The sequence below is a fragment of the Nonomuraea sp. B12E4 genome, assembly GCF_039871825.1.
Classification (GTDB): domain Bacteria; phylum Actinomycetota; class Actinomycetes; order Streptosporangiales; family Streptosporangiaceae; genus Nonomuraea.
This window is the reverse complement of record NZ_JBDPME010000034.1, coordinates 56,199-79,337: the sequence shown is the minus strand read 5'-3', so window position 1 is coordinate 79,337 and position 23,139 is coordinate 56,199. Positions and strand designations below refer to the sequence as shown.

The following is a 23,139-nucleotide window of genomic DNA, read 5'->3' as shown; positions in this document are numbered from 1 at the left end:
GTCCAAGACGGCCTTGACGACCTCGTCCTTGAACTCCTCTGAATAGTTCTTCCCCGCCACGAACCCTTCCTTCCAGACCAGTCAGCACCCTACTTGGCACTGTGTCCGGAAGATCAGGGGCACCTCAGAGGGCGAAAACCGCGTTTGGGGTCAGCGGCTGGGAGTCCACTACGGCCACCACCAAGGCCATCCCTCCGCCTCCAGAACCGGATGCTTGTGTTCTAGAACCACACCCGGAGACGAGGGCCCGCTCGGCGGCGACGACCGGAGGCGCTCAGACTTACGTCGATCGGGTTAAGGCCTACTTCCAGGCCCAAGATGCCGTGCTCGAAGGGCGAGCGGCCACCATCTGGGATGCCTCCGGGGTTGCTCCCGACGATCCCAACACTGCCAAGCTCTCATTGCTCAACGCCGCACTGGTGCACCAGCGGGAGGTGATGCAGCAGGCCGGCGTAACCCGCAGCGGCTCAGCAGTTGAAATACGCAACAGTGTGGTGCAGGCCACGCCGGATGGCCGGGTTCAGGTATTTGCCGATGTGAAGCGAACGTGGACGGAAACAGGCGGCTCCACCGCACGCACAACCACGACCCGAACGCAGACCGCCGCTGGAACCACCGGCACGGTGGAGGGCATCGAATCCACACTCTCCATCTTCGTGCATGATCGCTGCGGAGATCTGACCATCATCGACGCGCCGCTGCCGAACTACGAAGACACCTCCGACGGGCACGACCCCTGCTCCGGCATGGTCCATCCCGACGGCACAATAGAGGAGGTGTGCGAGGCCCCAGGAGGTGGGGATGGCGGAAGCTGCGCTGCCGCGGTACGACTCAACAGCCAGGCAGCAGTTTCGAGCAGCTGCAGCGGGAACGGGTCCCAAGGCCCATCCGGGACGGGACGCTGTCAGGCGGCCAAGACACGGATGTTTTGCGAGGTCGAGGACAACCTAGGGGCGAAGGGCTGGTTCTTCCGGACCACCATGCAGTCCTACTGGTCGGAACAGGAAAGTGAGGGAACCACTCCAGCGCGCGCGTTGTGGAGCCTGTCCAAACCCGACGCGCAGAAGAATGCCTTCATGCAGAAGGCCACGCTCTATCCGGGAAAGAACTCAGGATACGGGTGGGGGAGCGCCTTCGCGAAGGCCTTGGCCAAGGACAAATCTACCAAGATCGGCATCAGCGGGGCAGCTTGCTTTCTCTCAAAGAGGGTCAACGTTGATATATCTGGCACAATCTCCGCGAACATCTCCCCCTTCAAGTGGGGAGAGGTAGGCGCGGGCGTGCTGATCAACCCAGAAGCCGAGGAAAAGTGCAGCGACTACAAGGTCGCCAAGGATTCCGATTCCACAAGACTGACAGTCGAGGACGAGCGCAATCTCGTTCGGGCGGAATGCGTGTTCAACAACGCGAGCGGCGATAATTGCAAGATCACCCGCTATCGGCAGGCAATGATCGGGGACTTAAACTTCGACTTCATGTATAAGGGCACAAACAGCAACGGCAAGCCAGAAGGGAAACACTACCTAAGCCCAGGAGTGATCCGGCACGAATTCACCTGTCAGGTCGAGAGAGCGTACGACGAATTTCTTTTCATTGGCTGGCTCACTCCGACCCCCGGTAAGTGCACCGGCCTGTCAAACCTTCGAGGCCGGGTCCCGCTAACGTAGACTTAACGACCTCATGTCAGAGGTCCGGGGTGCGCACCCCTTTCGGCGCGCACCCCGGACCTTATGGCGCACCGATCAATATTTTAGGAGGAAGCATTGAGGTTCTCCATGACTAGAACCATAGTGACGGCTGTCGCGGTTGGATCGCTCTGCGCTGGTACGGGTTGCAGTGCACACGGTGGCCAGCGCAGCGACTCGCCCTCGAGGGTGGCAGCACCATACCCGTCTCCCGCAATCGACGTGTGGCCTGCATCATTTATTAAGGCACCCGCCCATTTAAAAGGCATGGGGAAAGTCGAACCGCTGGTTTTAATAAACGCCAGCAAGGTCCTTATGGCGACCGAGGACTTACATCCCGTTCTCATAGAATACGATCATAGGCTGATGCGCCACCGTGCCCTTGCTCAGGTTCCTCGAGATGCGCGCTATCATCACATAGAAAAGATACTGTTACACGAATCGCGCGTTTATTGGATAGCGCGGACCGGGTATAGTGGGCGTCCGCAGAGCGAGCTTTGGACAATGCCCGCGACAGGCGGCGCTATTACTAAGCTAGCACGCCTTCCGGAAGTGGCTAATTTCAGAGATGGCCATATTTCAGTGTCCGGAGAATCTGTGATTCTTTGGAATGAACGTGAGGCATTTCTTGCTCCAATCGAAGGCGGAGCCGTCAAGGAAATAAGCGTAGTTGAAGGCTACCGAATCTCGGAGTGGCCGTGGGCATACGACGGCCGTAGGACCATCCTGAATATCGTGACGGGCGAAACACTAGCCGCGGGCGGCGATCCCGAGGGACGTCTGCGATGTGCTCCGACATGGTGCGTCGGGAGGTCCGCAACGCAGGAAGCCGGCACTTCCCAGACGGTCGTGCGGCGTGCGGACGGAGGCGGATCAGTTCTCGTTCCCGCTACGTACATAGGGTATGGCCTCGAAGCCCGGAGGTTTGGGTTCTTTGCCCTCGCGGAAGGCGGCGACTCCTCCAGTGTCGCCATCTTTGGCGGACACCGCCCCGGAACCCTGGGAAGGAGCATCCTGATCTATGATCATTGCACCCGTAAGCACGGGGTTTTGCGAGCCCCGGGAGGCCTGCAGGCAGATGAGTCCGCCGATGCCGACATCCAAATCGGCGGCTCCGTCAGCAACAATGCTCCCATGCTCTTTTCAAGAACCGCTGACACGCCGACCGAGTATGCGCTGCTGGACCTGGCTCGTATACCGTGCGAATGACGCTGACCGGGATCGCCTTCCGGCTGGTCGAGCATCGAACCCGACAGCAAAGCCGCTACTCGTACAGTCGGGGCGAGCACGACCTGGGGCAGACATCCGGTGAGCAAGGAGGCCACCCCCGCGTGCGCGGAGTCAGCACGATGATGACCAGAGTGTGCAGAGCGGACGAGGACCCGCGAGGGGTTGGGGCTTGCTCCCCGGGTTGTCGGGTATGTGCCCGCGCGCGGATTCGGGGGTCTAGATGATCGTGCCCTCCAGGGGCTATGACCCGGAGGTTCATGCCAAGCATTCGGTGCCTAACCGAGTAAGTCGTCCGGCCCCTTGGTTCGCGATAATGTTCGGACAGTTCTCGTAGTTCATCGAGGCAAGCCCGAACCTCTGGCTGGCTGGTCCGTTCTTTGCCCAATGCGCAGATCATCTCGCGCGGCGACTGCGCATTCCTCCCGACGTGATATTCCTGGCATCGAACAACCAAGGCAAGTAATCGGATGGGGCGAGGAACTCTCCGGCCTCTCCTACCAGGTTTGCAGAGGCTTCGACTTCTGCGGTAGACATTCAGCCTGTGCGCAATAAGTGACAGATGCTCTGGTCTCGTCACATCGTGTGACTTTGATCATCTCGGCCGGGCGTGGTGAGATCGTCGGGTGTCTGGCCTGGAGGAGCTGTCGCGCGAGGAGCTGATTGCTCTTGCGGGTGCTCTGGCCGGGCGGGTCACCGCGTTGGAGCAGGAGAACGGCGAACTGCGTGAGCGGGTCACTCGGTTGGAGCGGTTGATCTCGCGCAACAGCGGAAACTCGGGAATGCCGTCCTCCGGTGACGATCTGCCGGGCAAGCCGCAGCCGAAGGCCAAGCCCGCCAAGCCCGCTAAGGGCGGCGTGAAGCGTCGCCCGGGCAAGCAGTCCGGCGCGCCGGGCACGCATCTGGCCTGGTCGGACGATCCAGACGAGCGTGTCGAGCATTTCCCTGCCGGGACGTGCGGCTGCGGCGCGGACCTGGCCGGGGCCGTCGATCTGGGCGTTACGGCACGCCACCAGCAGATCGAGGTGCCGTTGATGACGGCCACCAGGATCCAGCACGACCTGCACACCGTGGCGTGCAGATGCGGGAAGGTGCACGCCGCCACGCGACCGCAAGGGGTACCGGCCGCGCCGGTCAGCCTGGGCATCAACCTGCAGGCGTGGTGTGTGTATCTGATGGTGGCCCACGCGATTCCGGTGCACCGCTGCGCCGAGCTGGTCGCTTCGCTGACCGGTGCTGCACCGTCGGCGGGGTTCGTGCACGGCATGATCGCCCGCGCGGCCCAGGCGGTGGAGCAGACCAACCTGCGCATCCGCACGCTGCTCACCTTGGCGTACGTGGTGTGCTGCGATGAGACACCGATCCGGGTGGGCGCGGCGAAGGCCAAGAGGTATCTGCTGGTCGCCTGCACCGACCGCTACACCTGGTACATGCTCGGCGAGCGCACCCTGGCCAGCTTCAAGAAGTTCATCATCGCCGATCTGAGCGGCGTCATCGTGCATGACCGCTACCAGAACTACGACTCGCCTGAGCTCGGCGAGCGTGATCATCAGCTGTGCGCGGCTCATCTCCTTCGCGATCTTGAGGACTGCGCCGAAACGCATCCCGGGGCCGCCTGGCCGCGGCAGATCCAGACCGCGTTGCGCGGCCTGATCCACGCCGCCAACCTCGCCCGCGAGCAGGGTAAGGACGGCATGGACGTGGGCACGAAGGCGATGTGGATCAATAGTTTCCGGCACGGCGTCCGTATCGGCTTGTCCGAGGTGCGCCGGATCCCCGGTGCGGCCAAGACCGTCACCCAGCCAATCGGCCGCGTCCTGCTGGAGGTCCTGCGCGACCGCGAGGCCGACGTGCTGCGCTTCGCCCACGACCTGCGCATTCCCGCCACCAACAACCAGCCGGCCTGATTCCCGCCACAATCAGCAGCGCCCCACACCCGAAGACGATCACATCCCGCGATCACCCAGCACCGGAATGCACTCGGCCTGAATGCTTACAGATCAGGATGCTCCCAACCTGTTCGACCTGCACCCACCGTTCCAGATCGACGGCAACTTCGGCGGTGTCTCCGGGATCACCGAGATGCTGCTGCAGAGCCACGGTGGAGAGCTGCGCCTGCTCCCCGCGCTGCCCGCGGCCTGGCCGGACGGGCGGGTGTCCGGCCTGCGGGCCCGGGGCGGGTTCGAGGTCGGCGTCGAGTGGAGGGCCGGCGCCCTCCTCGAGGCCACTGTCCGGGCCGACCTCGGCCGGCGCGTCAGGATCCGCCGCGGTGCCCATGGCGGTGGGCGGCGCCGGCCACACGCGCGTGGAACGGCCCGAACCGGCCGTCGTGGAGTTCGACACCAGGCAGCACGCGACCTACCGACTCAGGCCGGCGTCCTGATCAGGCAGAACGAGAGCCGAGGTCGGTGGGTCGGTGACGGTGACGTGCTCCAAGTGGCGGGCGAGCACGTCGATCGGGATGAGGCACGCGAACGCGGCCCGGCCCCGAGGCTTTCGTGGCCGCGCTCGACCCGTTCTTTCCGTCCTTCCGCAGTATCGCGCCGCGATTTCCCGCCATGGTGATCGCTTTCGCGCGATCCTGATTCTGGGGCCCCAAAACGACTCTTTACGGATGTTGGTAAAGTGACGCCTCGATCGAGTCGCCGGGCTGGCAGGCGTCCTGGCCGTTCGGCGGTTGGGCCGGGCCATCGGGGTCAGGTGAACTACTCCGCTGCTTCTCGGAGCGTGCCCATGCGATCACGATCACCCGTTCACCGCCAGGGAGCCTCGGGTTCTGGCGGGGACAGTGACCCCCAGCGAAAGGACATATATGCGCACTCGGAGCAAGCTCGCAGTACTCTCCGGAGTGGTGATGGTCGCCGGCGGTCTCGTGACCGGAGCGACGGCGGCCAGCGCCAGCACGGCCGCGGCCGCCAGCCCCTGCGGGAGCGGCTACGGCCGGGTCGGCGTCTACGCCATCCCCAAGACCGGTGCTCGGAAGGGCACCCTGGAGGTGTATTACAGCTCCAAAACCGGCAAGAACTGCGCCCTCGCCTACGGCTACGGTGCCACCTACAACCACAAAACCTACAAGTCGGTGCTCATCAGCGTCTCCGACGGAACCAGGGCCGACCACGACTACGGGCAGTTCTCGCGCTACGCGGGCCCGGTCTATGTCTCGGCACCGCACAAGTGCATCGATGTCTCCGGTTGGATCGTCGGGACCAAGCGCGTGCTAAGCAGAGTCCACTGCAGCTAGGGACTCCGGTGTGAGAGCCGTCCGTACCCGCCGGCCAAGGCGGGTGCGGACGGCCTCCCCGCCCAGCCGCGCCTACTGAGTGCGCCACATATCGCCCATTAATGGGCATATTCGACTCGGTGCGATTCCAGCTCTCCGCACTTCAGACGCCTTCTCATGGCCGCCGCCGGTCAGGACCGCCCCGAATCCTCACTCTCACTCGTGCTGACCACCGATGCCGGCGCCATCCTCGAGTTGAGTGGCGCGTGCGAGGACTCGGCGGGAGGCCCCGAGTTGCCGATCCTTGTTGATCCCGAGTGCCCGGAAGTACGCCGCGTGCGCGCGAATGGCGTCTTGCTGAATGCGTTTCTCCGCCGCGGCCCAGATCGAGACGAGATCGGTTTCCTCTTTGCACCGCACGTCTGTCGCCGCCGCCGTGATCTCCTGGCGGGAGGGACTCCCGGTGCTCATCCACCGTTCGTCGGTGACGGCCGCGAGCGGGTCCGGGTAACGAAACCCCCTCTCCCTCATGCATGCGCTCCATGCGTGAAATGCCACTCCAACATCTCCGTCGCGCCGAGATTCGTCGAACGTCTGGCTGATGAGGGAGTTGAACAAGGACGCGTCAATGTTTCGGGTGTCCTTCGAAACATGCTCACGAGCTTTCTGCGAGCAGCCGTCCGCATCCTCGGCGGGATTACCGTAGGCAGCCCGTCGCGCCGCAGGCGACAGTTGCTTCATTCGGTCGTCCCGTGCCGCGTTGTACTGCGCTACCGATGGCCGGTCGAAGGGCGTATGGTAGCCGAAAAGGCGGCCGATCTGCGGTTCGATGACGCCGTAGCGGCGGCGGTTCTGCGGTTCGATGTCCTCCTCGGCCGGGAGGGGCACAACGCTCCACTCCATCCCCTGGCCGCGCATGCAGTCACGGATGAGGAGATCCTCCGCGGCCTCGATCGTCATGATTTCGGCCGGGGAGAAGTTGTAGGCGTCGAAGGGGACGACCAGCTGCTGAGCCTCTTCGCCTGGGAGCGGAACATGTACAGCAGACGCTGCCGTCCGGCCCGGTTGAGAGGGGGATTCCGCCGTGACCGCCGAGCAGCCGCCGGCCGCGATGACGAGTGCCAGCACCCCGCCCGTCAGCCGAACAGTCACGTTGAGCTCCTATCAGACATGGGCGGAGTGCGGCGACGATGGCGCCGGACGCACACTCCGCCCCCAACCCGTGCGACTATCTGATGGAGCTCGCCTTATTGTCGAAACCGTTGTTGCTGAAGTCTTCGTCCTCGCTGTTGGGCTTGGCGGTGTAGCCCACCGCGCCCGCGCAATTGGCGCTGTTATAGAGCCTTACGGTCCGACTCGTGTCATTGATCATCGAGCTCGCGCTGTTGTTCATGGGGCCATCCACGTTCTTACAGGTGCCGTCCGGCCAGAACAACACGTATTCCCCGCCCCAGAAGTTGTGTTCGTCATGCTGGAACAGGCAGAACGTGCCGCATGGCGTGGCGGCCGAGCTGGCCTGCGCCGTGGCGCTCGATCCGAACAGGGTAGCGGCGCTCAGCAACACAGCGCCTACGGTGAGAGTGGTCTTACGCTTCACGTGTCGTACTCCAATTCGTTTCTTTCGCCACGGCACTTGTCATTACCGATGCACTCAGGACAGGGCCGGACCAGCCCGCGATTCACTTGGCTTCACGCCCCGATTGGACCCCTATCGCCGGACACTCGCCACGCTACCCGACATCGGCGCATCAGACGTATGCGCAGCCCCCATACTTTCTGGGCTCTGCGTATACAAGCGATTCAACGCGATCCCCTGTTTCCTCCGCGTTTCCACCCCGCCGGGGCCTATCCAACGATCCCGCTTCGTGGTGTCCATTCAGGCGCGGAGTGGGTCAGGTGGTGACGGGCGGGGTGGCCATGGCCGGCCGGTAGAGGCTATGTGGATGGTGACAGGGTCAGTCCAGCCAGCGGCCGACGCCACGCACGGTGACTTCAAGCAGTTCTGTCGGATTCGCCGGGTCGGGAACAACCAGGGCTATATCGTCGACGGGTCCGGACGGGTCGACCGGATGCCGATCGTGTAAGCGGTGTTGCGCCTCACCTCCAGGAACTCCTTGAGGGCGTCCGGATCGTCCGAGCGCAGGGCGATGTTCGCCGCTTTATCGATCTCCGTGTTGCCGGCGCCGCGGGCATCAGCGAGGATCCGGCCGACCTGCTCTCGTTCTTCGGCGGCTCGTTCGGGGTAGTCCGGGTCGTTGAGGAACTCGATGACGCCGGGCCACCCGCCGTCGAGAGCGTCCTGAGCGGCGGCTCTCATGGCGGGGGTGCCGGTGACCGCGAGACCGGTCAGCGTCGTACGGTCGTCCTGCTCTTCGGCGGCGGCTGCGAGCCCGCTTCTGACGAACTCCAGGACAAGGACGTCATCGTCCTCACCGAGGGCGGCCATGGCGGCCGAGCTGGTCCACGTACCGGGGTGCAGCCGTGAGTTTGCCCAGCGGAGCTCCAGCCTCCTCGCATACCTGGCCCCCTGCGAGAAGACCGCGTCCCGGCCGCGGGCCTTCGGGCGCGGCGGTGAGCCGGCACATACCGGTGGGGGAAGGCGGCTCAGCCGTCCCCGCCGGCCGGCGGGGACGGGCGTCGCTACCCGCGCTCGATCGGGTCCCGGCGCAGGAAGGCCGTCTGGCAGTGCATCGAGCCCCAGCCGGCCATGATGTGGTCCATCGGCAGTTCGAGTACCTCGATACCGGCGTCCTCGAACAGCGCCCGGGTGTTCGGGTTGCCGGCCGGCATGACGATCCGTCCGGGCGCCAGCGCGACGCCGTTGAGCGCCATACCGCCCTTCACCTCGTCGATGTCGGTCGCCTCCAGGATCCGGTAGCCGCGGTCCAGCAGCTCCCGCGCCGTGTCGTACGCCAGGTGCCACGGGAACGTGACGACGGTGTCGCGGCCGACCACGTTGAGGAACCCGTCGAGGTGGATCGAGCCGTACGGGATCTGGGTGTGGATGATGTCGGACACACCGATGTTGCGCAGCTCACGCTCGACCTGCGCGCAGCCGGAGTCGTTGGACCGGCTGCCGTGGCCGAGGATCACCGTGTCCCGGTCCAGCCACGTCGCGCAGGCACCCTCGAAGTACCCGTCGCCGTTGATGGTCTTGAGGATCGGCACGCCGAGGTTGGCGAGCGTGGCGGCCACGGCGCGTTCCTCCCCGCGGCGGGCCGGGATCCCAGGGCGGCACACGATCGCGCCCTCGGGGGTCATCAGCATCAGGTCGCGCAGGTACATGGCGTTGGGGCGGTCCTCGCGCTGCCCCTGCACGTAGTGGACCTCGATGCCGTTCGAGCGGTACAGGTCGGCCAGCGCGTCCTGTTCGGCCCGCGCCGCGGGCGCGTCGAACGGCGCCCGGAACCGGTACCGCGCGAAGTTGTCCGGGCCGATCCCCTCGACCTCCGGGCCGGGCCGGTGCAGCAGCACGGAGCGCAGCGTGCCGCACTCGGAGTCGCAGTACCAGTCGCCCCAGAGGGCCGGCATCTCATCAGCGAAGGTCGCCTCATCGGGGAACCAGCGTTCCCCCTGCACTGTCGTCATCAGTGGTTCAGTACCTTTCCGAGGAAGTCCCGGGCACGGTCCGAGGCCGGCGCGGTGAAGAACCTGTCGGGTGGTGCCACCTCGACGATCCGGCCCTCGGCCATGAACACGACGGCGTCGCACACCTCGCGGGCGAAGCCCATCTCGTGCGTCACGATCACCATCGTCATGCCGGAGTCGGCCAGCTTGCGGATCGCGTCCAGGACCTCTTTGATCATTTCCGGGTCGAGCGCCGAGGTGGGCTCGTCGAACAGCATCACGGTCGGGTCCATCGCGAGCGAGCGCGCGATCGCGACCCGCTGCTGCTGCCCGCCGGACAACTGCCCCGGGTACGCGTTGAGCTTGTCGTCGAGCCCCAGTGAGCCCAGCAGTTCGGCGCTGCGCTCGTCCGCCGCGGCCGCCGGCTTCCGGCTCACCTTGCGCGGCGCGAGCGACACGTTCTGCAGAGCGGTGAGGTGGGGGTACAGGTTGAAGGACTGGAAGACGAAACCGATCCGACTGCGCAGGCCGTCGAGGTCGGTCTTCTTGTCGTGTACGGGCACCCCGTCGACGATGATCTCGCCCTCGTCGATGCTCTCCAATGCGTTGAGTGTCCGGATCAGCGTGCTCTTGCCGGCGCCGGACGGCCCGATCAGCGCGTACGTCTGTTTCTCGGGCACGGTCAGGTCGATGCCGGACAGCACGGTGTGCTTGCCGAAGCTCTTGCTGACGCCCTTGACACTGATCACGCGTGCCCTCCCTGCGCGTACCTCTTCTCCAACAGCCGGACCAGCCGCGCCAGCACGAAGGTGAGCACGAAGTACAGCACGGCCAGCGCGGTGTAGATCTCCATCGACTTCGCCGTACTCGCGACCAGGTTCTTCGCCACCAGCGTCAGGTCGTTGACCGAGATGATCGACACCAGCGACGAGTCCTTGATCAGGATGATGAACTGGCCGGCCAGCGGCGGCAGCGTGGTGCGCAGCGCCTGCGGCAGCACCACGTACCGCATGGCCTGCAGGTACGTCATGCCGGACGAGCGGGCCGCCTCGGTCTGGCCGCGCGGTACGGCTTGGACACCCGAGCGGACGATCTCGGCGACGAACGCGGCGGAGAACAGGCCCAACGTGTAGATCGCGGCCGGCTTCTCGCCGCCCAGCGGCAGCAGGTTGCCCACCCCGAAGTAGATCCACAGCAGCAGCACGATCAGCGGGATGCCGCGTACGAACTCCACGTACGCCATGCACACCCCGCGTACCACCCGGTTGCGCGAGACCCGGCCGAGGCCGAGCAGCACGCCGAGCGGAACCGCGATCAACAGCGCGAAGAACGACACCTGCAGGGTGACCCACAGCCCGGCCGCGAACAGCTTCCAGGTCTGCCGGATCAGCTCGGTGTCAATGACGATCTCGAAGTGTGGCATCGGGCTACTTCGACTGCTGCATCTGGTCGAACCAGGCCACCGAGTTGAACCAGGTGTCCCGAGACAACTTCTCGTCGCCGGAACCCAGATAGGAGTCGAGGAAGGAGTTGACCCACTGCACGCTGGCGATGTCGTTGTGCTTCAGCACGATGCCGAGGTTCTCGGTGGAGAGCCGATCGGGCAGGATCCGCACTTTGCCCGGGTTCTGCTTGGCGGAAATCTGCAGGCCCGGCTGGTCGTAGACGATCGCGTCGACCTTCTGCTGGGACAGCGCCAGGGTGGTGGCGGGCAGGTTCTCGTAGTCGGCGACGGTGGCGTGCTTGAACAGGTTGTGCGCGAGCATCGCGCCGGTCGTACCCTGCGACACGCCGATCCGCTTACCCGCGACGTCCACGTCCTGCCAGGACTTGGTGGTGCCGTCCGACGCCGGGACCAGCATCGACTGGCCGGCCGCATAGTACGGCTCGCTGTAGCTGATCTCCAGCGCCCGCTCACCGGTGATCGAGAAGCCGGCGATGGCGACGTCCACCGAGCCCTGCTTCAACGCAGGGATCAACGCGGCGAAGTCGTACTGCTTGAACTCGACCTTGACCCCCATCGACTTGGCCATCGCCCGAGCCAGGTCCATGTCGTACCCGACGAAGTCACCCTTGGTGTCCTTCATGTCGAACGGGAGATATCCCGGCGAGGTACCGACGACGAGCGTGCCGCGCGACTTCGCCGCGGCGATGCTGGACGCCGGCAGGGAGCCGCCGCCCGTGGAACCGTCGTCGGACCCGCTGGTGGTTCTGATCGAGCATGCCGAGGTGGCGATGGACACGGCGAGCAGACAACCGAGTACGGCCGCGACTCTCTTCAACACAAGGACCTCGGGGGTAGGGAACACGAATAAAGCTCCGAACAACTTAACGATTCGGCCCGAAAGACGCCAGGCGCGGATGATTTGGTCGTGACTGGGATGAAACCGGCACGGTCTTGCGCATCGATCATCAGGAGTTCGCCCGCCTCCGGCCATGGACATGGGACCGGTTCGCGTCGAGATTGGTCGGCAAGCGCGGGCGATGACGTACAAGCTGGCCGTGCTCGGCGAACCGATCGGCGGCGCCAAGGCCGTGCTGCGGGCCAAGGCCGAGGACCGGGCGGCCACCGTGGCCCGCTACTGCGAGGAGATCACCCCGCTGGTCGAGAAGGGCACCTTCCTCACGGCCTCGGATCTGGGCACGCGTACGCAGGACTTCGCTCCGCTGCCCGACTACCGTACCGACTCGGTGATGCACCAAGAGGTCGGCGGGGAGCTGGTGGACACCATGGTGACGGCCTGGGCGTGGTCGTCGCCGCGGAGACCGGTGCCACGATCGGCTACCTCGCCGAACGGGCGCGCCAGGTCTCCGATGCCGCCTCGGCGCGTGCTCTGGTGGAAGAGCGGGTCGGCCGGCTGACCGCCATGGCCCTGGAGCATCCTGGCGGCCCGTTCGCGGGCTCGTGCACCGTGGCGGAGGAATTCCTGGCCACCTGGCGCGACTCGGGTGGCCTCCCCGGCGGCCCACCCCTCGCTCCCGAGCCGGTGCGGTGAGATCCCGAACCGGGGCGGGTGCGCCGTATCTCCTGAAGGAGGCGGCAAGGCGGCTCAGCCGCGGCCGACGGTCTGCCGTTCGGGTTCGACGACGGCGACGACGCGTTCCTCATCTCGGGAGTACGGCCGGCCGATGTACTTCGTTGAAATCTGGTCGATGATCTCCCAGGCCGTGTCACCTTCGAGCCATTCGATCACGCGGCCTCGGACAATGATGGGCTCAAACGGGTTGTCGGCGGGCGTCAAGGAGAGCGCTACCCGCGGGTCGCGGTGTAGGTTGCGGGCCTTGCGCGAGTGCGGACCCGTGAGGAAGACGACGTGGTCGCCATGGGTGCCGACCCAGAGCGGGACAGTGTGGGGCGAGCCGTCCGGCAGGACGGTGGCCAGGTGGGCCAGCGAGGTTCCGTCGAGGGCGCGGCGTACGTCGGGGTTGAGCATCTTCTTCACCTCATGTGCGGGGTTGCGGGTGAGTGGTGCGGTGGGGCCATCGAAGGCCGGGAAAGTGCCCAGCGTCGGCGGGGGGATCAGGGCGGGACCGCCGGGTCAGCGCTCGACCTCGTAGTGGAGATGGGTGACGCCCGGCGCCGGGACGGCCTCGACCAGGCGCAGGCGTACGTGCTCGGGCAGTGCCTGGAAGAAGGGACGGCCGCCGCCGAGCAGGACCGGCACCTGGTGGAGGATCACCTCGTCGACGAGCCCTGCTTGCAAGGCCTGGGTCGCCACGCCGCCCCCCATGAGGCCGACGTCCCTGCCGTCGGCGGCCTCGCGAGCCGCCGCGACCGCGTCCTCGATGCCGGTGGTGATGAGGGTCTGCCGATCGGTCATCTCCGGGGCCGGCCGATGGCTCAGGACGAACAGCCGGGCCCTCGGGTGCGGGCTGCCGCCTCCGAAACGGTCGGAGTGCTCGTAGGTGTCGCGCCCTGCCACGACCGCACCCACGCGTGCGGCGTGGGCGCTGATGACCTTGCTCATCTGCACAACCTTACAGAGTTCCTTCAAGAGACTCCAAGACTGTAGCACTCTGAGTTCCTTAAGGGAACTCCAATTGCTAGACTGGTGGCATGCAACGCACGAATTTCGGGGAGATGGCCTGCTCCATCGCGCGCACCATCGACGTGATCGGGGAGCCGTGGTCGCCCCTGATCCTGCGTGACGTGTGGGTTGGTATAAGCCGCTTCGACCAGCTCCAGGCCGATCTCGGGATCTCGCGCAAGGTGCTGACCGAGCGGCTCAACCACCTCATCGACCAGGGCGTGCTGGAGCGCCATCCCTACGACAACCGCCCGCGCCACGAGTACCGCCTGACGACGAAGGGTGCCGAGCTGGTCGACCTGCTCATGGTCATGGCCGGCTGGGGGGACAGGTGGCTCGCGGGCGAGGCCGGGCCGCCGGTGCTCTACCGCCATCACGCATGTGGCGAGATCAGCCATGTCGATCTGCGCTGCGCCCACTGCGGCGAACCGATGCACGCCGGCGACATCGACCCGCTCCCAGGCCCAGGCGCGGCCGTCTGACCGTGACCTTGGGCAACGCCGGTGTCAGCGGCCGCGTCAGGACGGTGACGGGCCGGTATCAGCGTGGTCGGCGATGGTGGATACGTGAGCGGTTCAGAGCCTGTCCGTTCAGACAAATCTCGTAACAGTCCGAAGGAGCACACCACCATGTCGATCACCCTTACCGACCAGGACAAGCTCACCCTGCGGACCGCCGCGTGGGGCGCCGTCTCCCTGATGTCCGCCGCCGGCGCCGCCGGCTCGGCTCACAAGGCCGCCACCGAAGGCTCCATCGCCCTGACCTCCGCCACCGGCCTGGTGGGGCACGTCCTCACCAAGGCGCCCAAGGGCGTGAAGTACGGCAAGACCGTAGCCGCACTCGCCGACCAAGTGCTGCCCGCCCTGACCGCATCCATCAGCCTGCTCAAGCAGCAATACCCGGCCGAGGCCGACAACTTCCGCCGCACCGTCAACGTCGCCATCGACGCTGCCGCCCGGCGCCAGAAGGGCGAGCACAGCCCCACCATGGCCGAGATGGCCCGCAAGATCACCGAGGCCCTCGACGCCGCTTGATGAGACGTGGCGACTGGTGGATGCGCCCAGGTCGGAACCGCCGGCCTGGACGGTATTCACGGAGCCCGAGGTGACGGAACCCCAGGCCGACCCGGCGATGGCCGGAGGGCGAGCATGCACCGGCGACACGACATCGTTCCCGCCCCACGCGAGCGTGAGACGGGAACGATGCCAGAGGATCAGCTCAGACGTACCGTCGCCGATGACAGGCCGCCGCGAACGCTGACGGCGTTCACCTTGACCGTGTCGGCGTCGCCCTTGGTCACCCGGAGCGTCACCTTCTGCGACTTCCCGCCGTCCAGGTAGAACTCGGGATCTTCACTGACGACCCTCGCACCGTCGACCTCGACGGTGTCAGGGGCGACGATCTTGATCTCCTTCGCCTGCTCCAGCGCGGTGGGGATGCGGCCCGTGTTCGTGACGGTGGCCGCGATCTCGTGGGTCGCACCGTCACTCTGGCCGCCCCTGAGCGTCTTCACCTTCACCTGGGAGAGCCTCACCTGCGGAAGCGACTCGGACAGGTAGAGGTTGAAGTGCGCCTGGTTCGCGGCCCACTGACCGATCAGATCCGCGGACGGGTTCTGCGACCAGAACTTGGGGTTGATTCCGCCGACCTCGACCTCGCCCAGAGTGGGGTGCTGGACCGTGGTCCACGGCAGGAAGCAGTTGGTACGACCGTTCTCGGCGCACCACCGCGACCGCTCCCAGTCGGAGAACCTGTCGTCGCCGTCGTAATCCTTGAAGTCGCCACCGTTCCACAGTTCGTCGCCGTACCAGATCGCGCCGTACTGGAAGTAGCCGAAGTCGGGCCCGTGGCCGAACAGCGGCTCGGGGTCACCACCGTTGCGGGTGGCGTAGTCGATGTAGACGCTGCCGGTGTACCGGTAGCCGGTGAACCCGGCGCCCGCCTTGTCGAAGTGCTCGTACAGTTTGCGGTCGCTCGGGTACATGCATTCCTTCGGGTCACAGGTCGAGGGCCCCCGAAGGTGCATGGGCACCCGCGTGTCCATGCTGTTCACCACGCCGATGTTCGTGTGCGACATCAGCCAGGTGTACACGTGGCGGGTCTCCGGCTCCGACAACGGGTACGCGCCGGCACCGCCCTGGGTCAGGTTGCGCCCCGTCTGGTCGTTCTCCGGCATCACGTGCCAGTTGTAGGGGTAGTTGCGGTGCAGGTCGAGGCCGCCGACACCGTCCTCGTTGGAACCACCGTCGCCGTCGCTGTCGACCCCCTCGGAGAACATCAGGTAGTCGCCCTTACCGGCGCCGACGTTGAGCATGACATTCTTGGCCGGGTCACGTTCGTCGATCACGTGCGTTCCCTTGCCCGCGCCGACGTACTGACGCATCTGGCTCAGGTATCCGTCCTTGTTGAGGTCCTCGCCAGAGTCGTCGTCGAGCTTGCCGTCGCCGTCGTTGTCCTGCGGCCGCACCGACGACCGGTTCGTCTGGGCGGTGTAGAGGTACAGGTCGTGCCCGTCCGGGTTGTTCACCGGCCGGATGTAGAAGGCCTTCTCGGCCAGCAGTTCGTCGACCTTCCGGTCCTTGCCGGCCTGCGTGATCAGGTGGTGCGCGAGCCACAGCGAACTCTCGGCCGAGGACGTCTCGCCGGAGTGCCGGTTTCCTTCGAAGAAGGCGGCCGGCTTGTCGGTGTCGGCACCGGTGGACTTGTTCGTGATCGTCACCTGGTAGATCGGCTGACCACTGAAGCTCTCCCCGACGACGTACAGGTCGACCAGATCAGGATGGTCGTGGGCCCACTTCTTCAGCCACCACTGGATCTCTATCCCGGTGTGGAAGTGGTCGAAGTCCATCTGCCCGGGCTTCTTCGGCTGTACCTGGGGGTACTTGACGACGTCGAAGGTGCTCTGCCCGTCACGCGCGCCGGCGATCGTGATCGTGGGAGTCGTCGGTGTGACGCTCTCGGGGAAGGGACCCGGGTCCGTGGCCGGCTGCAGGCCGATGGTGCGCTTCATGGCCGAGGACACCAGCGTGTCGCCGAATGCGGTGGTGCCGTCTGTTTCCCACCTGGGCGCATTGGCAATGACGACGGCGGCACCCACCATCAGGGCCACCAATGTCGGGAGCGTGCGCTTCATACGCCGCCGTGAGCGGCGCGCCACCCGCTGTGAATGCGGAATCGACGGATCGTGGGAGGACGCGTCTTGTTCGCCTGGCGATAATTGAGAGTTGTCGGAGGAACCCACGGCAAATCTCCTGTCGTCACCTTGGTGAATGCCTCACCGGCCGGAGGCATGGCAATCACGTTCTATGTCGGGGGCGCCACCCAACGGGTAATTCCACTGATCAACGTAATCCACCATTTTCCACCTGTAAAGATCGAAGCCTTCCAAACTGGTACATCAATCCTTGTTCTGGGGTGTTTCTGCTGGTTCGCGCCGTGTCCTTCGGCCCGGCTCGGCGACCGGCGGACCGGCCGACGGCACCCGCAGGCCCTCGGCGTTGGTCGGTGACGTCGAGGCGACCGCCCCGCCGGCGTCGTTCATCGTCAGGCACCGCCAACGCCGACTCTGCGCGGACGGACACGAGCGTCGCGGCCTCTCGCGGCGACTTCCCCGCGGTGTCCGGGGCGGCGTCTCTACGATACGGAGCCGCGATGACGAGTCTGGTCGCTGTTTTCGACGACGCGCGCGATGGCGGTGCACCCGTTACCCCGCATGGCGGTGGGTTTCGGCGCCGGGATTCGCCGGGCAACCGCTTCCGATCACGCCCTGGTGCAATTTACGGAATGCGGAGCCGATGATTCCCATGATGCTCTCAGGTCCGATCTTGGCGGGATGTCTCCCGGCAGAGATTTGCCGTCCGCTCGATATCGGCTATTTACCGACTGACCGCAGGCGAGTGGGGCGGGGAAGCAGAAAGTGAAGCGTACGAAAAACACGATCCACGGGAGTATCGGGCGTGACCCCTCAGATCCGCGACTAACCCGCGTTGGCACGGAGGGACGTGCCGAACCGGCGTTGGTAGGCGGCGGGGCTGGTCGACAGCTTCCTGGCGAAACCCGTCGCATGCTCTCGTAACTGGGGAACCCGGCGGCCTCAGCCTTCGCTCGCGGCCGCCGTACGCCCGGCAAGACGATCATTCAGGACGCGGACCAACAAGGAGCACGGCACTCGTGATCAGTGTGCGAAATCGCCGGCGGTGACGACGGGACAGCCGGGGCCGCCGTCGCCGGGCTGACCGGATCGGCGTGATTCGAAGGGTTGGGGCCCGGGCTGAGGCTTCATGTGCGCAGGAAGCCTCTGACCGGGCCGTTTTCCGTGTGACGACCGGCCGATTACTGGGCCGCTACGCTCCGCTTGGGGGAACGCCGAGTCTCTGCGGCAGCTCGGCGCGGACGGCTGACAGGTGGTCGTTCATGTGCCGTCGAAGGCCGGCAAGCTCGTCGCCGAACGCGGCGAGATCCTGTCTCATCTCGGCACGGAGGCCGGCGAGCTCCGCCAGCACCAGGGCTGTACCGATCATGGCTGTGGTCGTGACGTCGTCACCGGTACGCGCACGTGTCTCGAGCGCCCGGAGGCGCATGATCAAGTCGAGGAGCTGTGCCTCTACGTTCACGCATTCCTACCTTTGCGAAGCCAAGAAGGGGGATGCCCACACCCCTGGTGGGGCGCGAGGTCTGACGATGAGCACAGTGGCAGATCACGAACGTTTACGCAGCTCACCGCATGTGCGCGGGTGTAGTTTTTTCTCCCGGCGCCCGGCGCGTTTCTCCCCCCGGATAATGATCATCTATTACCACTCCGGGGAGGAAAGGGGCCGCGTCAGCGAAAGCGGGTCAGGATGGTTAAGGGTCCGGCCGCCGCTGTCGAAGATCGACATCGGCGGGTTCGAGATACTCGATGCAACGGCCGAGAAGAGCGGCCGTCACGAAGACCTGCCGCGCTGTTCGGGAACCAGCGTGGGCGCGCTCTCCGCTCTGCCGCGTGTCAGGTGGCGACCGCTGTCAGCTTTTTCGCGTTTCCCGGCCACGGAGACCGGCGTGTGCGGCCCCTCGACTTCTCGCGAAGCCCCAGGTCCGGGGCGCTGTGCGCCTCCGTGCGGTGCCCAGGGAGCAGCCGTTGGCAGGAAGCGGAAGCCCCGGGGCAGCTTACTGCCTCCCATTCGTCTGGTTTGGCGATTGCCGAAAGCGCAGAGTTGGTTGTGCGAGAACGAAACACAAACAACTCACAAAGGGACCGAAGAAATGAACCTCACCGCTTCCGCCAAGGCCCGCCGCGTCTCCCGCTTCTCGCTCGTCATCGGCACCGGAATCATCGCCGGAATCTTCACCCTGAACGCCGCCCCCGCCTCCGCCGACAGCACCTGGGACCGCGCCTCCAGCAGCGTCACCAGCTCCGACAGCACCTGGGACACCCCCTCCAACCTGGACGACAGCACCTGGGACGCGCCCAACGCCACCACCGACGACAGCACCTGGGACTAATCACGAAATAGGCGCCCGGCAAATGCGAATCAAATGGGCTTGAACATTCAGCTCACCTTGGCGCCGGTCCATCGGATTCCACGACATACGCACGCCGCTCGCGAAACACGATAAATCAGGCCGACCGAACTCGATAAACTGACGGCATCCGGCAACCTGGCCCATCTCGACTCGGCTCTCACCGACAACCGCCTGGCCTTCGTCCACGGCGACGCCAGTAACCCGGCCCTGGTCAACGCACCGGTCGCCCAGCACAACGAGGCCCTTCGCCGCCGAATCGAGCGCACGCCCTCCCCGGCCGCGGACACCTCCGAATTCACCAGACCAATGTCAGCGACACCCAAGCGCTGCTCGGCACAGCCCTGGAACGGGACTGCCGTCGATCACTCCACCGGCGAAGACGCTGCTCCGCAGCCAAGTACCGCCAGTGACACAGGGCCTTGAACCAGCTCCCCGGACGAGGTCGTGGGCGGACGTCGCCTGCCTCGCCGGTCGGGCTACCGGGATGGCGATCGGCGGCGGCATGGCGGGCCTGCGGCGACCCCAAACCTGAACGGCTGCCTGTGCGTGACCGGTCGCGGCGGCCCTCCCCGTCTCACGTACGTGAAAGGGCCGCCGTGGCCGACGTTCACCTACCGGGTCTCACACGCGGCCGGTCATTTCGTACGGCTACAGCCCGGCGCACTGCCCCGACTTCGGGCCGGACGCGGTGTTCGGCCGGCCGGCGTCGGTCGGCGCGGGCGAGTTCCCCGTGCACGACAGTGGCCCGCCGATGTGGTTGCCGGCGAGGATCGTCGGCGCCGTGTTGTTCCGCAGGACGAGCGGGCCGCCCACGGTCGTGCCGTCGATCGTCACCTGACCCGTCGTGCCGGTGACGCTCACCGGGCCCTTGATCGTGGCCGGTGCGCAGTTCCCGTTGCGGTTGCCGAGCCAGACCCGCTTCCCGCTGGTCAGGGTGGCCGGCCCGGACAGGGTGGTACCGCACAGCAGAACGTCGAGGGCCCCGGACGCCGTCAGCGGGCCGCGCACTTCGGACCCGGACGCGTAGAGCCCGGCACCTGTACGCACGGTCACGGGTCCGGTGACCGTCGCGTCATCGAGGCACGTGACACCCGAGGAGACGGTCACCGGGCCCTGGTGCGTCCCGGTGATCGTCTTTGTGCAGGACGGGACGCCGGTCGCGATGAACGGTACGGCCCAGGTCTGGTCCTGATGTCGGTAGGTGACGGTTCCGCGGTATTCCTGGTCCGCCGGATAGGAGTGGCTCCCGCTGACCGACATCAGGCTCCTGCCCTGCCGTTGGCTCGCCAGGTAATCGCGTCCCGTGATGCCGGCCGGCTCCGTCGGGGATCCGTCGCCCCAATCGATGACGGCCGAGAATTCACCGGGCGGAATCGAGCCGGCGGTCATACGCGCCAGCGGCGCATCGCTCAGGGTCCTGTCCACGCCGAAACGGGCGACCGTTCCCATCGCCTCCGTGCTCCAGGTGACCTGGGATATGGTGCCGAAATTCACGTTCGCGAACGCCCACCGGGGTCCCGCCACGCTCAGCCGCTGCCGATACGCGTCGTAGTCCTGGGTGAGGGTTTTGGGGGACCAGGCCTTTTCCAGGATTCCGGCCAGGCGCGGGAAGACCATGTACTCGTTCGTGGCCAGCCCGCGCATCTGCTCGCCCCAGATGGGCGCCTCGATACCGATGATGTCCTCGGCCTTCGGCCCGCCGTAGGCGGGTTGGGCCCAGACCGACCGGTACTTCTCGTACACCCATTCCGGGTCCCACGAGTAGGACTGGAGAAGCTCCGTCCGCGGCGTTCTACCGGGGGATCCGTCATATCCGAAGTCGAGGTAGGCGTTGTATTCCGGGGTCACGATGACGTCCCGGCCATGGTTGAACCACTCGGGCTTGATGAGAGGCGGCCCACCGCCGGTGTAGTCGGACCAGTAGTGGTTGATGGAGGTGGAATCCGGTGCGTACCCTTCCAGCGCCGGGTTCCAGCCCATCATCCGCTTGCCGTTGTCGTTGACGATGATCTCCATCTGCCGGATCCACCACATGTAGTCCTCGTGGCGCATCCCGATGGCCTCGTCCCCGCCGATGTGGATGATCGGTGCGGGGGAGATCGCGGCAAGCTGCGCGATCGCGTCCTTCCAGAATGCGAGGGCCCGCCCACTGGCCGGGTCCTTCGGATCGGTGCAGAACCGGTCGGTCTGGGTCTGGCCTTGGCAACCCATGACCGCCAGGCCGCCCAGGGCCGCGACCGCCGCCGTGGCATGGGCCGGGCCCTCCAGTTCGGGGACGATCTCGATGAACCGGTCGGCCGCGTACTCGACCAAGCCCTTGAAGTCCTCCTGCGTGTAGAAACCCGCGAGACAGCCCGTTCCGTTGCACCCTCTGCCGTCCAGCGCCGGGTAGCCCTTGATCTCAAGGCGCCAGGACTGGGAGTCGCTCAGGTGAAGGTGCAGCCGGTCGCCCTTCAACGCCGCCAGTTGGTCGATCATGGACCTGGTCTCGGCCACCGTCAGGAAGTTACGGGCGGGGTCGAGTTGGAGACCTCGATGCGCATATCGCGGGTAGTCCACGACCGTTATGGGCTTGGCCGTCCATGGCCCCGTGCCGATCGTGGGCGAGTTGCTCGCCGCCGGCAACAACTGCCGAAGGGTCTGGAAGCCGTTGAACAGGCCGTGCGCCTTCGGGGCCGCGACCTTCACCCCCGCGCTCGACACCGTGAGGGAATAGCCTTCGGCCGCGGCGACCTCGTTGCCCTGGGGAAGGCCGGGAACTGACGCGAGGGCGAGGGCGATGTCGGCGGCGGTGGCAGAACCCGTCACCACGGGGAGGTTGTATCCGGTGGCCGGCCGCAGATAGCCCGCCAGAACCTCGGCCGTGGCAGCGAGGTCATCGTCGGAGACCACGATCCGGGATTCACCCGTGAGCTCCCACGGCTGACCGGTGCCGGGCGTCTGCCGCACCGGCACGGGAATGATCTGGCCCACGACCGGCGCCGGCTTGGGGCCGGACCATAGCTCGAATTCGTTGATCGTGTATCCGGTCCTGGAATTCGTGGCCAGGGCCTGCATCCGGACGCAGGAGATCGGGTCCTCGCGGTCGATCACCTGGGAGTCCTTGTCGCTCGGATTCACCACGTGGGCGACCGTCGTCCATGTCTGGCAGTCGGCGTCCGTGGCGACCTGTAAGTCGTACTCCGTCGGCTTGGCCGGCGACGTCCAGAGGCTGAACACCTCGTAGACCGGGGCGGGCTTGGCCAGCTTGACCTGGAACCAGTCCTGAGTCGGGTCATAGCCGTCCCCGGCCGACGCATAGTTCGAGGTCCAACCGTTGTGGACGAAGACGTCGATGGCGTTGGCGGGCGCGTACGTCGCCTCGGGCCGGGTCATGCGTTGGGACTTGGCGGAGGCGACCGTACCCGGCAGGAGGGCGAGGTTGACGCTCTCGGAAGCGGAGGGATCGGCGGACGTCGTGGGCGTGTCGGCGAATGCCCGCCCGACCGTCAGCGGGACGAGAAAGGTGGCCAGAAGCGTGCCGATCGTCAGAGCGGAGACCGCGCGGGGCCGATGGCCTCCGCCATGCTTCCGCTCGCGTTTCGGCGATAAGAACGAGAACTGCACGTCACTCCTTACATCGGGGTGCCGCATACCTCCAGCACAGGTCGCATTCGGGCATTGGTTGGCATGTCCGGTCCACCCGCTCGAGGTGGGAGCGTCCGTGCAGGTGTCAGATCGGTGCTGGGGGGTGCAACGCGGCCTGGAGGGCGACCGTCCCGGCGGTCCGCTCGCTCGACTCGATTACCGCCTCCTTGTCCTTGGGGGGCGACTGGTCTGTACCGGTTGGTGGCCAGGACGGCGGATATATCCCTTTTATAGGGATCTTCGGTCAGCTTAAACAGGCAGCGCGATTCGGTCTATACCGCCG

General features: G+C 65.9%; 21 protein-coding genes and 1 pseudogene. 10 read left to right on the top strand and 12 right to left on the bottom strand.

Going from position 1 to position 23,139, the window contains the following annotated elements:
• Positions 1–323: 323 nt before the first annotated feature.
• The 4 genes from ABGB18_RS43130 to ABGB18_RS43115 all read left to right on the top strand — a co-directional run bounded on the left by ABGB18_RS43130 (position 324) and on the right by ABGB18_RS43115 (position 6,153).
• The gene (locus tag ABGB18_RS43130; protein WP_347701486.1) at positions 324–1,667 is read left to right on the top strand and encodes a hypothetical protein; all 1,344 of its coding nucleotides are present in this window, start codon (positions 324–326) and stop codon (positions 1,665–1,667) included.
• A gap of 1,871 nt (positions 1,668–3,538) precedes the next feature.
• On the top strand, positions 3,539–4,819 hold the full coding sequence (locus ABGB18_RS43125; protein ID WP_347701485.1) for a transposase: 1,281 nt from the start codon (positions 3,539–3,541) through the stop codon (positions 4,817–4,819).
• 82 nt (positions 4,820–4,901) lie between these two features.
• Entirely contained in the window at positions 4,902–5,477 is a 576-nt protein-coding gene (locus tag ABGB18_RS43120; RefSeq protein ID WP_347701484.1) for a glycoside hydrolase family 95-like protein, read from the top strand.
• Positions 5,478–5,724: 247 nt separating this feature from the next.
• Complete coding sequence (locus ABGB18_RS43115; protein WP_347701483.1) at positions 5,725–6,153, top strand: hypothetical protein; 429 nt, start codon at positions 5,725–5,727, stop codon at positions 6,151–6,153.
• A 195-nt stretch (positions 6,154–6,348) separates the two neighbouring features.
• Here ABGB18_RS43115 and ABGB18_RS43110 read toward each other — a convergent pair whose 3' ends face one another.
• The 7 genes from ABGB18_RS43110 to ABGB18_RS43080 all read right to left on the bottom strand — a co-directional run bounded on the left by ABGB18_RS43110 (position 6,349) and on the right by ABGB18_RS43080 (position 11,981).
• Entirely contained in the window at positions 6,349–7,284 is a 936-nt protein-coding gene (locus ABGB18_RS43110; RefSeq protein WP_347701482.1) for a hypothetical protein, read from the bottom strand.
• Between the two features lie 76 nt (positions 7,285–7,360).
• A complete protein-coding gene (locus ABGB18_RS43105) occupies positions 7,361–7,729 on the bottom strand; it encodes a peptidase inhibitor family I36 protein (protein ID WP_347701481.1) in 369 nt (122 codons plus the stop codon).
• 438 nt (positions 7,730–8,167) lie between these two features.
• A complete protein-coding gene (locus ABGB18_RS43100; protein WP_347701480.1) occupies positions 8,168–8,578 on the bottom strand; it encodes a hypothetical protein in 411 nt (136 codons plus the stop codon).
• 194 nt (positions 8,579–8,772) lie between these two features.
• Positions 8,773–9,720: an arginine deiminase family protein gene (locus ABGB18_RS43095; protein WP_347701479.1), complete on the bottom strand. Its 948-nt coding sequence runs from the start codon at positions 9,718–9,720 to the stop codon at positions 8,773–8,775.
• Entirely contained in the window at positions 9,720–10,448 is a 729-nt protein-coding gene (locus ABGB18_RS43090) for an amino acid ABC transporter ATP-binding protein (protein WP_347701478.1), read from the bottom strand. The genes ABGB18_RS43095 and ABGB18_RS43090 overlap by 1 nt, the downstream gene beginning before the upstream one ends.
• Positions 10,445–11,122 (bottom strand): amino acid ABC transporter permease, encoded by a 678-nt coding sequence (locus ABGB18_RS43085; RefSeq protein WP_347701477.1) that lies wholly within the window; start codon positions 11,120–11,122, stop codon positions 10,445–10,447. Before ABGB18_RS43085 ends, ABGB18_RS43090 begins: the two co-directional genes overlap by 4 nt.
• Before the next feature lie 4 nt (positions 11,123–11,126).
• The gene (locus ABGB18_RS43080) at positions 11,127–11,981 is read right to left on the bottom strand and encodes a transporter substrate-binding domain-containing protein (protein ID WP_347701476.1); all 855 of its coding nucleotides are present in this window, start codon (positions 11,979–11,981) and stop codon (positions 11,127–11,129) included.
• A 145-nt stretch (positions 11,982–12,126) separates the two neighbouring features.
• On the opposite strand from ABGB18_RS43080, the pseudogene ABGB18_RS43075 reads away from it, so the two are divergent.
• Positions 12,127–12,561 (top strand): annotated as a pseudogene (locus ABGB18_RS43075) (Glu/Leu/Phe/Val dehydrogenase dimerization domain-containing protein); the annotation flags it as partial.
• Positions 12,537–12,695 carry a hypothetical protein gene (locus ABGB18_RS43070; protein ID WP_347701475.1) on the top strand — a complete coding sequence of 53 codons (159 nt, stop codon included), beginning with the start codon at positions 12,537–12,539 and terminating at the stop codon, positions 12,693–12,695. The pseudogene ABGB18_RS43075 and the gene ABGB18_RS43070, both read left to right, overlap by 25 nt.
• Positions 12,696–12,749: 54 nt before the next feature.
• Here ABGB18_RS43070 and ABGB18_RS43065 read toward each other — a convergent pair whose 3' ends face one another.
• On the bottom strand, positions 12,750–13,133 hold the full coding sequence (locus ABGB18_RS43065; protein WP_347701474.1) for a TIGR03618 family F420-dependent PPOX class oxidoreductase: 384 nt from the start codon (positions 13,131–13,133) through the stop codon (positions 12,750–12,752).
• Between the two features lie 105 nt (positions 13,134–13,238).
• Positions 13,239–13,667 carry a dihydrofolate reductase family protein gene (locus ABGB18_RS43060; protein WP_347701473.1) on the bottom strand — a complete coding sequence of 143 codons (429 nt, stop codon included), beginning with the start codon at positions 13,665–13,667 and terminating at the stop codon, positions 13,239–13,241.
• An 89-nt stretch (positions 13,668–13,756) separates the two neighbouring features.
• On the opposite strand from ABGB18_RS43060, the gene ABGB18_RS43055 reads away from it, so the two are divergent.
• Both ABGB18_RS43055 and ABGB18_RS43050 read left to right on the top strand, forming a co-directional pair.
• Complete coding sequence (locus tag ABGB18_RS43055) at positions 13,757–14,209, top strand: helix-turn-helix domain-containing protein (RefSeq protein ID WP_347701472.1); 453 nt, start codon at positions 13,757–13,759, stop codon at positions 14,207–14,209.
• Between the two features lie 147 nt (positions 14,210–14,356).
• Positions 14,357–14,761 carry a hypothetical protein gene (locus tag ABGB18_RS43050; RefSeq protein WP_347701471.1) on the top strand — a complete coding sequence of 135 codons (405 nt, stop codon included), beginning with the start codon at positions 14,357–14,359 and terminating at the stop codon, positions 14,759–14,761.
• Between the two features lie 179 nt (positions 14,762–14,940).
• Here the strand turns inward: ABGB18_RS43050 and ABGB18_RS43045 are convergent, their stop codons facing one another.
• Complete coding sequence (locus tag ABGB18_RS43045; RefSeq protein ID WP_347701470.1) at positions 14,941–16,737, bottom strand: M14 family metallopeptidase; 1,797 nt, start codon at positions 16,735–16,737, stop codon at positions 14,941–14,943.
• Here ABGB18_RS43045 and ABGB18_RS43040 point away from each other — a divergent pair.
• Positions 16,736–16,948: a hypothetical protein gene (locus ABGB18_RS43040; RefSeq protein WP_347701469.1), complete on the top strand. Its 213-nt coding sequence runs from the start codon at positions 16,736–16,738 to the stop codon at positions 16,946–16,948. The two genes, ABGB18_RS43045 and ABGB18_RS43040, sit on opposite strands and share 2 nt — an antisense overlap.
• 1,122 nt (positions 16,949–18,070) lie before the next feature.
• Here the strand turns inward: ABGB18_RS43040 and ABGB18_RS43035 are convergent.
• Positions 18,071–18,340, bottom strand: a complete 270-nt coding sequence (locus ABGB18_RS43035) for a hypothetical protein (protein ID WP_347701468.1) — start codon at positions 18,338–18,340, stop codon at positions 18,071–18,073.
• 628 nt (positions 18,341–18,968) lie between these two features.
• On the opposite strand from ABGB18_RS43035, the gene ABGB18_RS43030 reads away from it, so the two are divergent.
• Positions 18,969–19,208: a hypothetical protein gene (locus tag ABGB18_RS43030; protein WP_347701467.1), complete on the top strand. Its 240-nt coding sequence runs from the start codon at positions 18,969–18,971 to the stop codon at positions 19,206–19,208.
• 669 nt (positions 19,209–19,877) lie between these two features.
• On the opposite strand, the gene ABGB18_RS43025 is transcribed toward ABGB18_RS43030, so the two are convergent.
• On the bottom strand, positions 19,878–22,835 hold the full coding sequence (locus tag ABGB18_RS43025) for a family 20 glycosylhydrolase (RefSeq protein WP_347701466.1): 2,958 nt from the start codon (positions 22,833–22,835) through the stop codon (positions 19,878–19,880).
• Positions 22,836–23,139 lie beyond the last annotated feature (304 nt).

Coding starts and splice junctions, on each gene's coding strand:
- ABGB18_RS43030 (WP_347701467.1), top strand. CDS start 18,969: ATGAACCTCACCGCTTCCGCCAAGGCCCGCCGCGTCTCCCGCTTCTCG.
- ABGB18_RS43085 (WP_347701477.1), bottom strand. CDS start 11,122: ATGCCACACTTCGAGATCGTCATTGACACCGAGCTGATCCGGCAGACC.
- ABGB18_RS43055 (WP_347701472.1), top strand. CDS start 13,757: ATGCAACGCACGAATTTCGGGGAGATGGCCTGCTCCATCGCGCGCACC.
- ABGB18_RS43045 (WP_347701470.1), bottom strand. CDS start 16,737: ATGAAGCGCACCATCGGCCTGCAGCCGGCCACGGACCCGGGTCCCTTC.
- ABGB18_RS43115 (WP_347701483.1), top strand. CDS start 5,725: ATGCGCACTCGGAGCAAGCTCGCAGTACTCTCCGGAGTGGTGATGGTC.
- ABGB18_RS43095 (WP_347701479.1), bottom strand. CDS start 9,720: ATGACGACAGTGCAGGGGGAACGCTGGTTCCCCGATGAGGCGACCTTC.
- ABGB18_RS43040 (WP_347701469.1), top strand. CDS start 16,736: ATGGCCGAGGACACCAGCGTGTCGCCGAATGCGGTGGTGCCGTCTGTT.
- ABGB18_RS43050 (WP_347701471.1), top strand. CDS start 14,357: ATGTCGATCACCCTTACCGACCAGGACAAGCTCACCCTGCGGACCGCC.
- ABGB18_RS43065 (WP_347701474.1), bottom strand. CDS start 13,133: ATGCTCAACCCCGACGTACGCCGCGCCCTCGACGGAACCTCGCTGGCC.
- ABGB18_RS43100 (WP_347701480.1), bottom strand. CDS start 8,578: ATGGCCGCCCTCGGTGAGGACGATGACGTCCTTGTCCTGGAGTTCGTC.
- ABGB18_RS43060 (WP_347701473.1), bottom strand. CDS start 13,667: ATGAGCAAGGTCATCAGCGCCCACGCCGCACGCGTGGGTGCGGTCGTG.
- ABGB18_RS43120 (WP_347701484.1), top strand. CDS start 4,902: ATGCTTACAGATCAGGATGCTCCCAACCTGTTCGACCTGCACCCACCG.